This is a genomic window from Pyxidicoccus sp. MSG2, assembly GCF_026626705.1.
In the GTDB taxonomy this organism is placed as follows: Bacteria; Myxococcota; Myxococcia; order Myxococcales; family Myxococcaceae; genus Myxococcus.
Genome location: NZ_JAPNKC010000001.1, coordinates 11003732 through 11019181 on the forward strand (window position 1 = coordinate 11003732; position 15450 = coordinate 11019181).

Consider the following 15450-nt stretch of genomic DNA (forward strand, 5'->3'; position numbering starts at 1 on the left):
TGGAATGTGGCGAGTCCCCGCGCGTCCCGCGCCAACGCACGTTCGTCCCCGGGGGACGCGGGGGGGCGGCGCTTTGCCTTCCGCGGCTCGGCGCGCGGCCCTGGTACAGCGATTGCTGAAGGGGCGCTCGCGGTTCCCCTGAGTCCCTCACCGAAAGAGTGCGCCATGCCCCGGCTCGTCCAAGCAGCAGTCCCGGTCCTGCTCCTGTCGCAAAGCGTCTCCTGCGTCGCCTCCAACAAGCCGGACCCGACGCCGGAGCAGGTGGACTCGCAAACCCTCGCATCCATCCCCATCTCTCCGAACCTGCCCGCCGACATCCCGGGAGGCGCGCCGGGTTCCTCGCTTCCGGCCGCTTCGGCCTTCGCATGGCAGGAGTTCATCGCGCTGAACTGGCCCGCGCTCGGCAACCCGCGAGACACGCCCGACACCACGAAGTTGTTCGGCCAGCCCGGCTACACGGGGCCGCTGGTGTGGCACACCTTCCGCGGCAAGGTGGAGATCTACCCGGGCAGCGGCGCGCCCAATGGCTATACCAGCCAGCCGCCTTCCTTCGGCTACGACGCGCCGCCCCAGTACCTCTACAGCAACACCCAGTTCCCGAATGGCGGCCAGGTGCCCCCGTGCGCCGGGCAGGACCCGGGGTTGCCCACGGCGTGGATCAACCTGGATGAGATGAGTGAGATTGGCCTGAACACCATGTACGCGGGCAAGGTGCCCGCGGGGTCACCGGGCGCGCCCTCCGTCCCACAGCAGTTCCTGTTCATGGCCAAGGCCAACCGGCAGGAATACGCGTACGTCGTCGACCCGGCCACCAGCTATTACACGCACGGCCCCCAGTACGCCGCCGCCACCCAGAACTTCATCAACTTCTACACCCAGCTCTCCAATGGCGGGACGGCGCCCCTGAAGCCGCCGTACATCAACTTCCCCGTCGACACGATTGAGGCCAAGGCGGCCTGGCGGCGGCTGAGCACCACGGAGGTCGCGAGCGGCCGCTTCTTCACGGCCCCCGTCCGCTACTACGAGTCCATCCCCGGCTCCGCCAATGGCATCTGCTACCGGCAGGACACCTGGGGGCTCGCCGCGCTGCACATCATCCGCAAGACGCCCACGGCGCCGTACTTCGTCTACGCCACGTTCGAGCAGGCGGACAACATCCTCGACCCGAACGGCCAGCCCGTCGAAGACGTGAATGGCAAGGTCCTGCTGAACCCGGGCGCGTCGCCCATGGACCCGACCATCACCGTCACCCCGGCCGTTGCTGCCAACCCCGCCACCGCGAGCAGCATCGAGCACTTCTCTCCCGCGAGTGCCAACTGCAGGCCGGGGCAGCGGCTGTACTACGTGAACTCGCCGTCGGCGCCGCTCACGACCCAGGGAGTCATCTGCGTCAACAAGCGCGTCCACGACATCCCGTCGGACGTCATCGCCGCCAACCAGGCCGCCCACGCGTCCATTGCCGCCTACAACGCGGCGAACAAGATCAGCTCCTCGCCCTGGCTCTACTACAAGCTCGTCAACGTCCAGGCGCAACCGCTCAACAAGCAGCAGGGGCAGCCCTACACCGGGTCGGACATCGCCACGTTCTACCAGGCCAACATCGTCGTGGAGACGGACTCGAACCTGCAGACCTTCAGCGGCCAGTTCCAGAAGCCCATCGCGGACCCGAGCGTCAACACGAACAACCTCATCACCGAGTTCTCGCTCACGGGCAAGCCGCTGACGAACGTCTATTACAGCCCGAAGCTGTACAACATGGGTGGCTGCATGGGCTGCCATGGCAACGCGCAGGTGTCCGCCGGCACGGACTTCAGCTTCATCCTCGCGGGGGGACGCGTGGCCGCGCCGGAGGTGGCGGTGCTTCCCAGCTCGGCACCGCTGCCGGAGCGCGTACAGAAGCTTCTCGGCGTGCTGACGAACCACCCGTAATGACCCGGGCCTCGAGCAGCGGGTGACACCGGCCGCTGGCGCCGCCGGGCCGCGAAGTGTGTGTCCGGCGGCGCAACCGGGCTTTCCGATGAAAGCTGCGTTGACCGCGTTATCAAGAAAAGCTAATTCCACGGCCTGTGCGAGGGCTTCCGTTCCGGTGCCCGCACGTCCCCCGAGAGGCCGAATGAAACTGAAACTGACCCAGGTGGTGAGCGCCATCTCCCTGCTGGCCGCGGCATGCGGCCCGATGCCCGAGGCACAGGAGGCCGACAGCGAGCAGCTCGGTCAATCGGCGCAGCTGATCCGCCGTTCCCGGGCCGTCCCCAACGAGTACATCGTCGTCCTGCGCGACTCCACGCAGGAGGTCCGGCAGCAGGGGGCGGTGAGCATCGCCCAGGAGATGGTGTCGCTCAACGGCGGCAAGGTGCTGCGGACCTATGAGCACACCATCCACGGCTTCCTGGCGAACATGAGCGAGGCCGAGGCGAATCGCCTCCTGTCCGACCCTCGCGTGGCGTATGTGCAGGAGAACGGCCAGATCCACGTGTCGGCGACGCAGACCAGCGCGACCTGGGGCATCGACCGCATCGACCAGCGTGACCTGCCGCGCAACAGCTCGTACACCTACAACGTCGACGGCACCGGCGTGCACGCGTACGTCATCGACACCGGTATCCGGCTGACCCACACCGAGTTCACCGGCCGCACCGGCAACGGCTACGACTTCATCGACAACGACAGCGACCCCACGGACTGCCATGGCCATGGCACGCACGTGTCGGGCACGGTGGGCGGCACGACCTGGGGTGTGGCGAAGAAGGTCACCCTCCACGGGGTGCGGGTGCTCGACTGCACGGGCTACGGAAACGACGCGCAGGTCATCGGCGGCATCGACTGGGTGGCGGCCAACCACGTCAAGCCCGCCGTCGCCAACATGAGCCTGGGCGATGTCGGCATCCAGGCCATCGATGATGCGACGGAGCGGTTGATTGCCGCGGGCGTCACGACGGTGGTCTCCGCCGGCAACGACAGCGCCAACGCCTGCAACTATTCGCCGGCCCGCACGCCCAACGCCATCACCGTGGGCTCCACCACCAGCAGCGATGCCCGCTCGTCGTTCTCCAACTACGGGACGTGCGTGGACATCTTCGCGCCGGGCTCGAGCATCACCTCGGCGTCGAACTCCGGCAACTCGTCGAGCACCTCGATGAGCGGCACGTCCATGGCCTCGCCGCACGTGGCCGGCGCCGCGGCGCTCTACCTGAGCGCCAACCCCACCGCGACGCCCGCGCAGGTGCGCGACGCGCTGGTGAACAACTCCACGCCGAACAAGGTCACCAGCCCGGGGACCGGCTCGCCCAACAAGCTGCTGTACACGCTCTTCATCACCGGTGGGGGCAGTGACACCACCCCGCCCACGACGTCCATCACCTCGCCCGCGGGCGGCGCCACGCTGAGCGGCACCGCGAGCCTGAGCGCCAGCGCCTCTGACAACGTGGGCGTGTCGCGCGTGGAGTTCTACGCGGGCACCGCGCTGCTGGGGACGGCGACGGCCTCGCCGTACAGCTTCTCGTGGAACACGACGACGGTGGCCAACGGCACCTACGCGCTGACCACGAAGGCGTATGACGCGGCGAACAACGTGGGTACGTCGGCCACGGTGTCCGTGACGGTGAACAACGGCACGGGAAGCTGCTCCATCTCCGAGCAGCTCCTGGCCAACGCGGGCTTCGAGAGCGGCAACACGGGCTGGACCACCTCGGCGGACGTCATCGACGGGACCACGACGGGCAGCGCGCCGCGCACGGGCACGTACAAGGCCTGGCTGAACGGCTACGGCACCACCCGCACCGAGTTCGCCTACCAGGACATCACCATCCCCTCCACGGCGTGCAGCGCCACGCTCAGCTTCTGGGCGCTCATCACCACGTCGGAGACGACGACCACGACGGCCTACGACAAGCTGGCCATCCAGATCCGCAACAGCGCGGGCACGGTGCTGGCGACGCTGGCCACCTACAGCAACCTGGACAAGGGCACGGCCTACGTGCAGCGGACGTTCGACCTGGCCGCGTACAAGGGCCAGACCATCCGCGTCTACTTCAACGGCACGGAGGACTCGTCGCTGAAGACGAGCTTCTTCCTCGATGACACCGCGGTGAACATCGTCCGGTAGTGCTCTGGACGGCACGGACGGCCCTCGGGGCCGTCCGTGTCGATACCGACACTTCAGGCTGCAGTTCGATGTTAAGGAGCCCGGCAATCCCACCAGGTTGCCGGGCTTGTTCTTTGGCTAGTAGCTCGGCACAGAGGTTTTGAAGGGTTCAGGCGGCAGCGGCGGCGGCCGCCTGGGCCTGGGGGTACGCGCGCCCGAGTTTGGTGCGGGCGCCCTCGACCGTGAAGCGCCAGCGGACCCGAGCCCGCTCCTTGTTTCGCATCCGCTCCCATCGGGCCACCTCCCGCTTCAGGGTGGCCTTGTTGGCAATTCGTCTGTCCAAGCATTGGCGGTTGAGCACGCCTATTTCAATCTCCACCATGTTCAGCCAGCTGGCGTGTTTGGGGACGAAGTGGAACTCCAGCTTCTTCAGAATCCTCCTGGCCTCCTGCGGCGGGAAGGCTTCGTAGAGGGCGCCGGGGCTGTGCGTGGAAAGGTTGTCGAGCACCACTCGGATGGTTTCTGCCTCCGGGTAGTGCACGTCCACCAGCGCGCGCATTTGCGCCGCGAAGTCCTTGGCGGTCCGCTGGTCTGAGACTTCGACGTGGCGCCAGGGACGGTGCACGTCCAGAAAGACGAAGAGGTTGGCCGTCCCGTTGCGCTGGTACTCGTAGTCGTAACGGCGGGGCTTGCCGGGCATGGCCGGCAGGGGCGTACGGACTTCTCCAATCAGCTGGGTGGGCGTCTCGTCGAAGCACACCACCGGCCTCTTGGCGTCTGGTGGCTCGGCGTAGAGTTCCAGCACGTCCTCCATTCGGGCGACGTACTCGGCGTCCACTTTCGGAATGCACCACATGCGCTGCTGCCAGGGCTTGAGTTCGCTCTCCTCCAGCCGTCGTCGGACCGTTTCCCGCGACAGCTCCTCGTGCTCGGTCAGCCGCACCAGCTCATCGGCCAGCAACTGGAGCGTCCACCGCGCACGCCCCTTCGGTGGACTCGAGCAGGCGGTGGCCACCAGCAGCGCCTCCTGCTTGCCCGTCAGCTTGCGCGAGGCCCCCGGCCGCTGCCTCTCGTGCAGGGCGTGCTCCACGCCTCCTTCTACAAACCGCCGCTTGACTCGGTACACTGTCGAGGCGCCCACCCGGACACTCCTGGCGATCTGCTCGTCGGTGACTCCGGCATGGGTTGCCAGCAGAATCTGCGCACGCTTGACGTGGCGCACCCGCTCCGTACCGCCACTCACCAGGGCCTCCAACTCTGACTTCTCCTCGGCGGCCAGGGTGACGAGGTAACGTACATTCATGCGCTCCGACTCCGTGAAAGGGGGAGTCGGACTACCTCGCTGCCGCCGTGTCGATTCCCTCCGCCGCCCCGCCCTTTACCGAGCTTCAAGGCCAATACCTGGCCTTCATCTACGCCTACACCAAGCTCAACCGGCGCCCTCCCGCGGAGGCCGACATGCAGCGCTATTTCGGCACCACTCCGCCCACCGTTCACCGCATGGTGCTGGAGCTTGAACGCCGAGGGCTCATCCGGCGCAGCGCCGGACAGGCCCGCAGCATCGAACTGCTGCTGGCCCCGGAACGCCTGCCCGTCCTCCGCTGAGCAGGTCCAAGGCCAATCGGTCAGAACCTCTGTGCCGAGGTACTAGCCCACGGGGGAAGTTGCCGCGGAACCGGGGCAAGAAACGGCCTCGAAAATGATTTCCAGCTGAGCGGACGTCACAGAGAGACATCAATGCCTTATTACGTCATGGTTTGCGAAGGCAAACATCCGATCATGCCAATCCGGAAAGGGCCCCGCAAAGGAGGCTGGCGCTTGGGGTGCCTGATTACCGAGCCGGTCGCGCAACCGCTTGTCTACGAACTGGACGGCAACCATCCCGGCGCCCCGAAGGCCATGTACAGTGCCGAATCTGCACCGCTGATGCACGACTCGGTCCGCATGGCGCTGACCTCGGCAGGGGTGTCGAACATCCAGTATTTCGACGCAGTGCTCAAAGACCCCGTGTCAGGCAGGGAACTCCTTGATTACAAGGCCTTCAACATCGTCGGCCTTGTCGCATGTGCTGATATGGGCGCATCGGAAATGATGGACACATCGGATTCGGCAATGGGCGACGCTGATTTCCATGCGCTTGTGATTGATGAAACGAAAACCGGCGGGCAGCTGTTATTCCGACTTGCTGAAAACACCAGCGCAATCGTGGTGCATGACCGCATCAAGCAGGCCATCGAAGCCGCTGGCATTCCAGGTTTCGTGTTCTACGGCTCTGGCGAATGGTCTGGCTAGCCCGGATCGGTCACACCGGGCACGGAGGCACGGAACGTCGCGGGCCTTCGGCATCGTATAGACCCAGCGGATGTGGAGCCACTGGTGTTGGCCCGCCTCAAACCAACGTCAAGCTCCTGGAAATCCTGGGCGCTGCCCGCTGCACCCGTCGATGCATGGAGTGTCGTCGCCAGGGCGCTCCGTGGGACCCGAGGTGGCGGGGCGCGGAGGTGGGTAGGTGGGGCCGTAACACGCGCCTTTGTGCACGTAATAGGTCATGCCCAGAGCGAAGATGTCGTCAGCCGGTCCGGGCGCATAGGGCGTGTTCGACGGCTGGAAGGGAAGGCGCACGGAGCGCCATGCCTCCGGTGAGCGGTAGGGCTGCGTCCCGGGAGGAAATGGCGGCGACGTGAGCATCGCGGCGCCCACGTAACTTCCGGAGCCGAAGTCGGTCAGGAAGACCCTGCCATCCGCGGTGCTCACCAGCACGTTGTCGCCCTTCACGTCTCGGTGGACGCCTGCAGCGGCATGGGTGGCAGCCAGGGCCTGCGCGAGACTGGCCAGGGCGTGGAGCACCTGCCGCGAGGTGGGGCGCCGGGCGCGTGCCCAGTCGTACAGAGCCACGCCCTCGACCCACTCCATTGCGATGTGCGGGTAGGGGAGGCCGCCGGGTTGCTGCCAGCTCCCGTGGTCCACGAGGCGTGGGACGCTCGGGTGGTGAAGGCGGGAGAGCAACTCCACCTCCCGTGCGAAGCGCAGGTCTTCCGGATGAAGGGCCAGCTTGAGCGCCACGGTTCTGGAAGACCCTTCCATGTCGAAGGCGCGGTAGACGGCGCCCTAGGCGCCGCGGCCTCGCTGCTCCCGCAAGTGCCACCGCCCGACCTGGGTACCTGCGGGGAGACGTGTCGGATCGAGGTGTCCAGGCCGCATGGAGTGCCTCGCGAGGAGGGAAGGGGGCGCTGTGTTTGCGGTGAACCTACCGTCCCTGTTGGTACGTGTCAGCGCAATCCCAGGGGCTGCCTCTCTCCGGAGGCCGTTCCGCCTCTTCACCCCATGCAGGGGTATGGGGGGCGGCGGATTGCTCCGCGGCCCAGGGACCGGCGCTTCTTGTAGACCGCTGGTAGATCGCTGGCGAACGTCTTGACAATGAGAGCACCGATTGTCACAATGGACATATGCCAGCGACGATGACAGACGATGAGGCAGCTGCCCGCCGCGCGAAGGTCCTGACCGCCGCGCGCTGGTGCTTCCTCAACTTCGGCTTCGCGAAGACGGCTTTCGAGGACATTGCCAGGCGCGCCGGCCTCTCGCGCACGCTGCTCTATCGGCTCTTCAAGGACAAAGAAGACATCTACCGAGCTGTCTTCGTGGACTGGTTGGTCTCTCGGCACCCCGCCGCGAGGGAGGCGGCGAACGGCCCGGGCAGCGCCAATCAGCGCTTGCTCAGCGTCTGCCGTCTGATGGCGCTCGAGCCGTGGGCGGAGATGGTCGGAGCGCCGATGGGGAGCGAGTTCCTCGCGGCGTGCGAGCGAATCGATCCCGAGAGCGAGGCGCTGCATCGCAAGGTCGCGCTTGAGTGCGTCGCCGCCATCCTCGGCAACGAGGCGAGCGCCGAGGTCTTCCTTCTCGCGCTCGACGGCCTGCTTGCAGACCAACCATCGACCGAGGTGTTCGAGCAGCGCATGAAGGTGCTCGCCGGGCACTTCGCTCCACAGACAAGGAAGAAAAGCGAGGTGGTGCGATGAAGGTCGTCTTCCTCGGCGCGAGCGGCATGGTCGGCGCGGGCGCGCTTCGAGAGGCGCTGAATGCACCCGAGGTCGAATCGGTGCTCAGCATCGTCAGGGCACCAACCGGCGTTGTTCACCCGAAGCTGCGAGAGCTCCAGATGACCGACCTGTTCGACGTGGCTTCCGTCGAACAGCAGCTCGTCGGCTACGACGCCTGTATCTGGGCCATCGGCATCAGCTCCTCGGGGCTCGATGAAGCGGCCTACGCCCGGGTTACCGAGGAGCTCACGCTGGTCTGGGCGCGCGCGCTGCTGCGGCTCAACCCGAGCATGTCGTTCTGTTACTGCTCAGCGGGTGGCGCCGGTGGCCCCGGCATGTGGGCGCGCGTGCGGCGACGCGTCGAGAGCGCGCTCAAGGAGATGCCGTTCCAGTACGCGGGTGCCGTTCGCCCCGGCTTCATCCGGCCAGGTCCCGGCATCCGAAGCAAGACGCGCGCGTACCAGTTCGGCGTGGTGCTGCTCAAGCCGCTGTTCCTTCTCACGCCGCTGCTTGTTCGCTTCATGCCGTTCCTCTTCACCACCTCCGAGATTCTCGGCCGCGCCATGCTGCGCGTCGTCCAGGGGCGCGCGGACCGATTCATCCTCGAGTCTGCCGACATCAATCGGGTGGGCGCGTGACGACGATGCGCTCCCGCCGCGGCATGAAGCTCGGCGTCGTCGGGCTGGTGCTCATCGTGCTCGCCGCAGCGTGGCATTCAGGCGTCTTCGCGCGTGTTGGCGAGCCGAGGGCCCTGGCCGAGGCACTCGTCGAGATGGGAGCGTGGGGCTATCTCGCGTTCATCATCGCGTACGCCGTATTGCAGCCGTTTGGCGTTCCAGGGACGATCTTCATCGTCGCCGCACCGCTCATCTGGCCGTGGCAGATCGCGTTCGCGCTTTCGATGGTCGGGACGATGTTGGCCAGCGTCGTCGGCTTCTCATTCGCGCGCTTCGTCGCGAGGGACTGGGTCTCGGCGCGCATCCCCGCGCGACTGCGCAAGTACGACGAGGCGCTCGAGCAAAGCGCTTTCGAGACCGTCGTGGTCCTGAGGCTGCTCCTCTGGATGCCGCAGGTGCTTCACTCCTTCTTCGGCGTGTCGAAGGTGGGGTTCTGGACTCACTTCTGGGGCTCGCTCGTCGGCTACGTGCCGCCGCTGCTGCTCGTGAGCTACCTTAGCGCCTCGATGTTCGACGCGTCGGGAAGGATGCAACCCGCCGCGTGGCCAATCATGGCCGGGCTCCTGGCTGCATCGCTCGTCATCGCCGCGCTCGCCCGGGCCTGGGCGCGTCGCCGAATCTCGGGGGGCCCATCACCCGAGCACCGTTGGAGAAAATCATGACGCAAGACCTCGTAGGCAAGGTGATCCTCATCACCGGCGCAACGGACGGCATTGGCAAGGCCGCCGCCACCGAGTTCGCCAGGCGCGGCGCGACGCTGACCATCGTCGGTCGCAACAAGGAGAAGACCGAGCAGGTGCTTGCCGGGTTGAAGGCGGCAAGCGGGAACCAGAACATCGACGTCCTCCTTTGCGACTTGTCGCGGGTGGCGGACGTGAAGCGCGCCGCCGAGGACTTCAAAGCCAGGCACGATCGGCTCGACGTCCTCGTCAACAACGCTGGCGCCACGTTCAAGGCGCCGACAATGGGGCCAGACGGGTTCGAGCTGACGTTCGCGCTGAACCACCTTGCGTACTTCCAGCTCACAACGTCGCTGCTCGACCTGCTCCGGAAGACGCCTGGCGCGCGGATCGTATCGACCTCGAGTGGCATGCAGGCGCGAGGGAAGCTCGATCTCGAGAAGACGCCCACGTCTCTCAATGGGTCGGGCCCGAATGCGTACGCGACCTCGAAGCTTGCGAACATCCTCTTCACCAAGGAACTTCAGCGGCGGCTGGGGGGGACGACAGCGATCGCCAACTGCTTCGAGCCGGGCACCGTGCGGACGCAGTTCGGTGGCTTCGGGTCCGACCAGGGGTTCCTGCTCAACCTCGTCTACTCGCTCGCGAAGCCATTCGCGAGCACGCCTGAGCAAGGCGCAGACTCCCTGATCTGGCTCGCGACCTCTCCGGACGCGACGTCACTCAAGGGCGAGTACGTCTCGAAGCGGCGCCCTGCGCGCCCGCAAAAGCAGGCGCTTGACGCGCAGCTCGCCGCGGACCTGTGGACGCTGAGTGAGAAACTCTGCGCCGAGGCCGTGGCACGTGCGGCGCGATGAGCCCTCGCAGCGCGTGCACGTTCCGCCGCCTTCCGCCGTTCAGCCTGGCACCCGAACGCCGAGCTGGAGCTGTCCGCCGCGCGCGCCACCGGGGCGGGTGAGCTACTCGTGCCGAAGCGCGATGATGGGGTCGATGCGGGTCGCCCGGTACGCGGGCAGCAGGCTCGCCAGGATGGCCATGCCCCCCAGCACTGCCACCACCCCCACGTAGGTGAGCGGGTCGGCGCGCTCCACGCCGTAGAGCAGGCTGCCCAGCATCCGCGTCGCGACAAAGGCCAGGCCCACACCCAACACCAGCCCCGCGCCCGTCAGCCGCAGATATTGGTTCAGCACCAATCCCACGACCTGCTGCCGGTCCGCGCCCAGCGCCATGCGGATGCCGAGCTCGCGGGTGCGCTGGGTGACTGCGTGCGTGACGACGCCGTAGATGCCGAGCGCCGCCAGCAGCAGCGCCAGCCCGGCGAACACGCCGACCATCAGCATGTAGAAGCGCGGCTGGGCGACGGCCTCGCTGACGACGGCGTCCATGTCGCGCACGTTGGAGACCGGCAGGTCCTTGTCCAGGGCGTGCACCTCGGCGCGCACCTGGGCCGCCACCGAGAGCGGCGCGCCCTCCGTCAGCACCACCAGCCGCATGACGTTGGAGCTCGCCTGGAGGAAGGGAACGTAGACCTCTGGAGGCGGCGCCTTGGCGATGCCCTCATGGTGCACGCTTCCCACCACCCCCACCACCTGTCCTCCGAAGCGGCCGTCTCCGAAGCTGGCGTCGATCTCCACGGTGCGGCCGATGGGGTCCTCCCCGGGCCAGAAACGCCGGGCGGCCTCTTCGCTGAGGAGCACGGCGCGAGTGCCCTGCTTCGCGTTGTCCTGAGCCGTGAGGAGCCGGCCGCGCACGAGGGGGACGCGCAGCGTCTCCAGGGCGCCAGGGGTGATGACGCGCACATCCACGAGGTCCTCCTGCCCCGGCTCCGGCGGCGGCCTGGACAGATCATGAATCGTCGAGGTCGCGGTGCCGCCGGCCAGGGGCAGGTGGAGCGCCGCGCCCGCCTGCTTCACGCCCGGAATTCCCCGCACCCGCTCCAGCAGCGTGTCATAGAAAGTCCGCACCGCCGGGCTGGCCCAGGGATACGTGGTCTCCGGTAGCGCCAGGTCGAGCGCCAGCACGTGGTCCGCCTTGAAGCCCGGGTCCACCTGCTGAAGGCGGATGAAGCTCTTCATCAGCAGCCCCGCGCCCACCAGCAGTACCACCGCCAGCGCCAGCTCGGCGACGACGAGCAGATGGCGCGTCCGGTTGCCACCGCCGCCGCCGCCCTTGCCGCTCTGGCGGAGGACGCGATTGAGCTCCACGCGGGAGGTCTGCAGCGCTGGAACGAGGCCGAAGAGAAAGGAGGTCGCCAGCCCGAGCACGAACGTGAATACGAGCACCCGGACATCGATGGACACCTCGGCCAGCCGGGGCATGTCGTGGGGAGCCAGCATCACCAGGAGGTCCAGCCCCCAGGCCGCCAACAGCAGGCCGCCGCAGGCCCCTCCCAGCGCCAGCACCAGGCTCTCCAGCAGCAACTGGCGGATGATGCGTCCCCGGCTGGCCCCGAGCGCCAGGCGCACGGAAATCTCGCCCTCGCGGCTCACCGCTCGCGCCAACAGGAGGTTGGAGAGGTTGGCGCAGGCGATGAGAAGCACCACGCCCACCGCGCCGAGCAACATGAGGAGCGCCGGCTCCACGTCTCCCACCAGCTCTTCGCGCAGCGGCTGCAACCGGGTCGTCAGCCCGGTGTTGGACTGGGGGTACTGCGCCTCCAGGCGCTTCGACAGGGCGCGCAGGTCCGCATCCGCCTGCTCCCGCGTGATGCCCGGCTTCAGCCGTCCATAGGCGCTCAGGAAGTGGGCGCCGCGGTTGGCCGGGTCGATGGTGGAACCCTCCCAGGTGAGCGGAATCCAGAGCTGCGCCTGGTTGGGGAAGGTGAAGCCGGGGCGCGCCACGCCCACCACGGTGTAGGGCTCTCCGCCCACGGTGATGGTGCGCCCGACGATGCCCGGGTCGCCGCCATAGCGACGCTTCCATAGCAGGTGGCCCAACACCGCCACCTTGCTCCTGCCGGGCTGGTCCTCGTCGGCCTGGAACCCCCGGCCGAGCTGGGGTTGCACTCCCAATACCTGGAAGAATCCCGCCGTCACCTGCGCGCCCTGCAGCCGCTCGGGGTCTCCGCCCGGGCCCGTGAGGCTGATGTCGGTGGCGTCCACTCCGGTCATGCCACTGAAGGAGCGGTTCTGTGACTGCATGTCGAGGAAGTCGAGCCCCGAGGAAGGGTCGGTGACGCCGCGCGGGTTCACATGGAACACGCGCACCAGGGCGTCCGCGTCCGCCATGGGGAGGGCCCGGAGCAGCACCGCGTCCACCACGCTGAAGATGGCGGTGTTGGCTCCCAGGCCCAGCGACAGGGTGAGAACCGCGACGCACAGGAACCCCGGGCTCTTGAGAAGCTTGCGGAAGGCCTGGCGGAGGTCCTGCGCGACGGTGTCCATGACTGCTCCAGGTGAAGAGGAGGGCGAGCACCGTGGGCGCGGGCTCACCCTGTGGCCCATGCAGTGAGCAAGTCGGATGCCACCCTCTCTGCTCCCCTGGAGTGGCGCGGCCAGGGGGACAGGGCCGGTGAACGGTGGCCGGGTGACAGGTGGGGTTGCCCGGACGTGGGAATGCCGGTCCCACTTCCGGAAAGGCTGGGACACGGAGGTGCAGGGGTTGCGCGGCTCACAGCCCGTGCCAGTAGTCCTCGATGCGCAACGGGTACCCGGGATCGGCGCGGTCGAGCGCGACGTCGTAGCGGATGTAGTAGTCGCCTCGGAAGAAGTACGCCTTCTGCCCGTTCGGCGTCACGAAGACCGCGTCGATGCCGTCGGAGAACGGCTCGAGGCCCCGCCACGGGCCGACGATTGGCAGCGGGTAGCCGTTGTCGACCTGGTCGTCCTCGAAGTCATAGCGTTCGTAGAGCGGGCCGCGGAAGAAGTAGATCCTGCCGTCCGGCCACAGGACCGCGGCATCGAGGCCCGAGCCCCACAGCCCGTGCCAGTACGTGCCGATGTCGAGCGGGTAGCCATCGTCGACGCGGTCCGCGGCGACGTCGTAGCGGCAGTAGCGCATGCCGCGGAAGAAGTAGGCATCGGCGCCGCCGGGAGCGATCAGCGCCGCGTCGATGACGCCGCCGAGGTCGCCGAGCCCGGTCCAGCTCGTGGCCGTGTCGCGCGGGTAGCCGGGGTCCACGTGGTCGGTGACAAGGTCGTAGCGCGAGTACGCGCCACCCTGGAAGAAGTAGACCTTCCCCGTCGGCCAGGCCAGCGCCTCGGAGATCACCTGTGCCTGCCGGCGCAGGCCGAGGCGCGCCAGGATCGCGTCGGCGCGCGCCGGGGCGGCGGCGCGTAGCTCGGCGACGAAGCGGTCCAGTTGGTCCTGTATGGCGAGGATCGCGTCGGCGTAGGCCTCGTCGAAACCGGCGCGCGACGCGGAGTCCTTGTTCAGGACGTCGTGGTGGGGGACGCCGGCCGGACACTTCTTCGGCAGGTCATCGGGGTACGTGCCGCTGAACCAACCGGCCGGCTCGGCGCCGTCCAGGTTCGCCAGTGTCCCCCAGGAGTGGCTCTCGACCCAGTGCGAGTGTGCATAGAAGTCCTCGGTCGCGTGCAGCACGAAGCCGAAGTTGCCGAACACCTCGGCGCGCAGGGCCGCGGTCGGATTGGCGTCATAAGCGATGGCGGCGCTCACCGCGGCCTTGCGGTGGTCCTTGATCCAGGTCGAGCCCTCGCTCCAGGCGCAGTTGTCGAAGTGTGCCGCGGACAGGTACCAGGGGATGCCGGGCGCCAGCGGCTCGTAGGCCTTGCTATCACCGATGACCGAGGCCGCTCGCAGCTCGGCGACCGTCTGCGGATCGGCGAGGACGCGGAACGCGGCCGCGGTGAGCTCCTTGTGGTTGTCGCCGGTGAACGCGAGCGTCGAGGTGGGCGAAGAGAGCAGGGCGGCGAGCGCGATCAGGCGGGCGAGACGGACGGATGTAGACATGGTGGGGCTCCTCCAAGGGAGGAACGCTCCTGGCGCCGTTTGTTCCCCGATGGCCGCACAGATCCGCGGAACACGGGAGCGTGGCTCCCGCGTCCTCGGGCGCATGACAGGAATTGAATTCACAGACACGCCAACTGGCCACTCCCGGCGCCCCCACCTGCTCCGCGAGGAATCCGGACCGTCCTTCCAGGGCATCGACTTGGACAGGGCCGGCAGTGGCATCTCGAAGCCACCGCGTTCCTGTGGAATTTTTCATGACACATGAAATGCCTCCCCGTCACAGGCGCAGGGCGTGGGGACTGGCACTTCGCTTGCTTGGATATGCGAGCCCCTTGGCAACGACCCCGTTGCCACTTTCCCCCACAAGGAGTCACGTATGAGCACCATGAAGTCGCTGGGCGCGTCCCTCACCGTCGTTGGTCTTCTCAGCGGTCTGGCGGCACTGGCGGCCCCTCCGGTCAAGGACTGCACTGCCTACAAGGTCTGGTCCAGCGGTGTGATGGATATCAAAACCATCCAACACGATAACCAGGGCAGCAGCGTCACCGACGAGGCGATCATGGCACGGCTCTCCGCACAGTCGCGCTGCGCCGGGGAATGGCAGGCACGCGGTCGCAGTGCCATCTCTTACGCGAACTCTGGTGGCAAGGTCAGCGTGTGGACCACGGATGGCGGAAAGACCTACCAGTACCACTGCATGATTTGTGATGACCTGGTCGGCACCCTGCCCGCGAGGTGGAAGGAGGGGGCCGCGACGTATGCGCGCCGAGCGGTCGAGGAGAAGCTGGAAGGGCGCGGTGAGGTCGTCGGAGTGACCCCCGTGTTCTACGCCATGGAAGAAGCGACGGGCGTCAACTACGAGGTCCTGGTCGCCACGGATCAGCATCTCGCGCGGGTCTTCGTGGACATCAGCTCCGGCGAGGTCGTGTTCCCCGAGAGCATGGTCGACGTCGTGGTCATTCCCGAGAACACCTGCAGGTAGCAGCCGTGCCGCATCCCACCGGGTCGTTCGAGCGACCCGGTGGGCAGCACGGCGCGCTCGTCCGACATCGACGCCATTC

General features: G+C 67.3%; 12 protein-coding genes and 1 pseudogene. 9 read left to right on the top strand and 4 right to left on the bottom strand.

Annotated elements, in window-relative coordinates; all coding sequences use genetic code 11:
• Positions 1 to 165 precede the first annotated feature (165 nt).
• Positions 166 to 1929 carry a hypothetical protein gene (locus OV427_RS42665; protein ID WP_267861977.1) on the top strand — a complete coding sequence of 588 codons (1764 nt, stop codon included), beginning with the start codon at positions 166 to 168 and terminating at the stop codon, positions 1927 to 1929.
• 184 nt (positions 1930 to 2113) lie between these two features.
• Positions 2114 to 4105, top strand: a complete 1992-nt coding sequence (locus OV427_RS42670) for a S8 family serine peptidase (RefSeq protein WP_267861978.1) — start codon at positions 2114 to 2116, stop codon at positions 4103 to 4105.
• Between the two features lie 148 nt (positions 4106 to 4253).
• Here OV427_RS42670 and OV427_RS42675 read toward each other — a convergent pair whose 3' ends face one another.
• Positions 4254 to 5387, bottom strand: a complete 1134-nt coding sequence (locus tag OV427_RS42675) for an IS630 family transposase (RefSeq protein ID WP_267857692.1) — start codon at positions 5385 to 5387, stop codon at positions 4254 to 4256.
• 47 nt (positions 5388 to 5434) lie between these two features.
• Here OV427_RS42675 and OV427_RS42680 point away from each other — a divergent pair, with 47 nt between their 5' ends.
• Both OV427_RS42680 and OV427_RS42685 read left to right on the top strand, forming a co-directional pair.
• On the top strand, positions 5435 to 5689 hold the full coding sequence (locus OV427_RS42680; protein WP_267857693.1) for a LexA family protein: 255 nt from the start codon (positions 5435 to 5437) through the stop codon (positions 5687 to 5689).
• A gap of 132 nt (positions 5690 to 5821) precedes the next feature.
• Positions 5822 to 6376 (top strand): imm11 family protein, encoded by a 555-nt coding sequence (locus OV427_RS42685; protein ID WP_267861979.1) that lies wholly within the window; start codon positions 5822 to 5824, stop codon positions 6374 to 6376.
• 108 nt (positions 6377 to 6484) lie between these two features.
• On the opposite strand, the pseudogene OV427_RS42690 reads toward OV427_RS42685, so the two are convergent.
• Positions 6485 to 7180 (bottom strand): annotated as a pseudogene (locus OV427_RS42690) (protein kinase domain-containing protein); the annotation flags it as partial.
• Positions 7181 to 7542: 362 nt separating this feature from the next.
• On the opposite strand from OV427_RS42690, the gene OV427_RS42695 reads away from it, so the two are divergent.
• From OV427_RS42695 to OV427_RS42710, 4 genes are read left to right on the top strand one after another with little or no spacing between them, the layout of a single operon-like run.
• Positions 7543 to 8100 carry a TetR/AcrR family transcriptional regulator gene (locus OV427_RS42695; RefSeq protein WP_267861981.1) on the top strand — a complete coding sequence of 186 codons (558 nt, stop codon included), beginning with the start codon at positions 7543 to 7545 and terminating at the stop codon, positions 8098 to 8100.
• Positions 8097 to 8759: a hypothetical protein gene (locus tag OV427_RS42700; protein WP_267861983.1), complete on the top strand. Its 663-nt coding sequence runs from the start codon at positions 8097 to 8099 to the stop codon at positions 8757 to 8759. Before OV427_RS42695 ends, OV427_RS42700 begins: the two co-directional genes overlap by 4 nt.
• A 23-nt stretch (positions 8760 to 8782) precedes the next feature.
• Entirely contained in the window at positions 8783 to 9460 is a 678-nt protein-coding gene (locus tag OV427_RS42705) for a TVP38/TMEM64 family protein (protein ID WP_267861984.1), read from the top strand.
• Entirely contained in the window at positions 9457 to 10335 is an 879-nt protein-coding gene (locus OV427_RS42710; protein WP_267861985.1) for an SDR family oxidoreductase, read from the top strand. The genes OV427_RS42705 and OV427_RS42710 overlap by 4 nt, the downstream gene beginning before the upstream one ends.
• Positions 10336 to 10437: 102 nt before the next feature.
• Here OV427_RS42710 and OV427_RS42715 read toward each other — a convergent pair whose 3' ends face one another.
• Both OV427_RS42715 and OV427_RS42720 read right to left on the bottom strand, forming a co-directional pair.
• Complete coding sequence (locus OV427_RS42715) at positions 10438 to 12861, bottom strand: ABC transporter permease (RefSeq protein WP_267861986.1); 2424 nt, start codon at positions 12859 to 12861, stop codon at positions 10438 to 10440.
• A 226-nt stretch (positions 12862 to 13087) separates the two neighbouring features.
• On the bottom strand, positions 13088 to 14389 hold the full coding sequence (locus OV427_RS42720; protein ID WP_267861987.1) for a hemopexin repeat-containing protein: 1302 nt from the start codon (positions 14387 to 14389) through the stop codon (positions 13088 to 13090).
• 376 nt (positions 14390 to 14765) lie between these two features.
• Between OV427_RS42720 and OV427_RS42725 the strand changes: the two genes are divergently transcribed.
• Positions 14766 to 15371, top strand: a complete 606-nt coding sequence (locus tag OV427_RS42725; RefSeq protein ID WP_267861988.1) for a hypothetical protein — start codon at positions 14766 to 14768, stop codon at positions 15369 to 15371.
• Positions 15372 to 15450 lie beyond the last annotated feature (79 nt).

Coding starts and splice junctions, on each gene's coding strand:
- OV427_RS42720 (WP_267861987.1), bottom strand. CDS start 14,389: ATGTCTACATCCGTCCGTCTCGCCCGCCTGATCGCGCTCGCCGCCCTG.
- OV427_RS42725 (WP_267861988.1), top strand. CDS start 14,766: ATGAGCACCATGAAGTCGCTGGGCGCGTCCCTCACCGTCGTTGGTCTT.
- OV427_RS42710 (WP_267861985.1), top strand. CDS start 9,457: ATGACGCAAGACCTCGTAGGCAAGGTGATCCTCATCACCGGCGCAACG.
- OV427_RS42675 (WP_267857692.1), bottom strand. CDS start 5,387: ATGAATGTACGTTACCTCGTCACCCTGGCCGCCGAGGAGAAGTCAGAG.
- OV427_RS42685 (WP_267861979.1), top strand. CDS start 5,822: ATGCCTTATTACGTCATGGTTTGCGAAGGCAAACATCCGATCATGCCA.
- OV427_RS42700 (WP_267861983.1), top strand. CDS start 8,097: ATGAAGGTCGTCTTCCTCGGCGCGAGCGGCATGGTCGGCGCGGGCGCG.
- OV427_RS42695 (WP_267861981.1), top strand. CDS start 7,543: ATGACAGACGATGAGGCAGCTGCCCGCCGCGCGAAGGTCCTGACCGCC.
- OV427_RS42715 (WP_267861986.1), bottom strand. CDS start 12,861: ATGGACACCGTCGCGCAGGACCTCCGCCAGGCCTTCCGCAAGCTTCTC.
- OV427_RS42665 (WP_267861977.1), top strand. CDS start 166: ATGCCCCGGCTCGTCCAAGCAGCAGTCCCGGTCCTGCTCCTGTCGCAA.
- OV427_RS42670 (WP_267861978.1), top strand. CDS start 2,114: ATGAAACTGAAACTGACCCAGGTGGTGAGCGCCATCTCCCTGCTGGCC.
- OV427_RS42705 (WP_267861984.1), top strand. CDS start 8,783: ATGAAGCTCGGCGTCGTCGGGCTGGTGCTCATCGTGCTCGCCGCAGCG.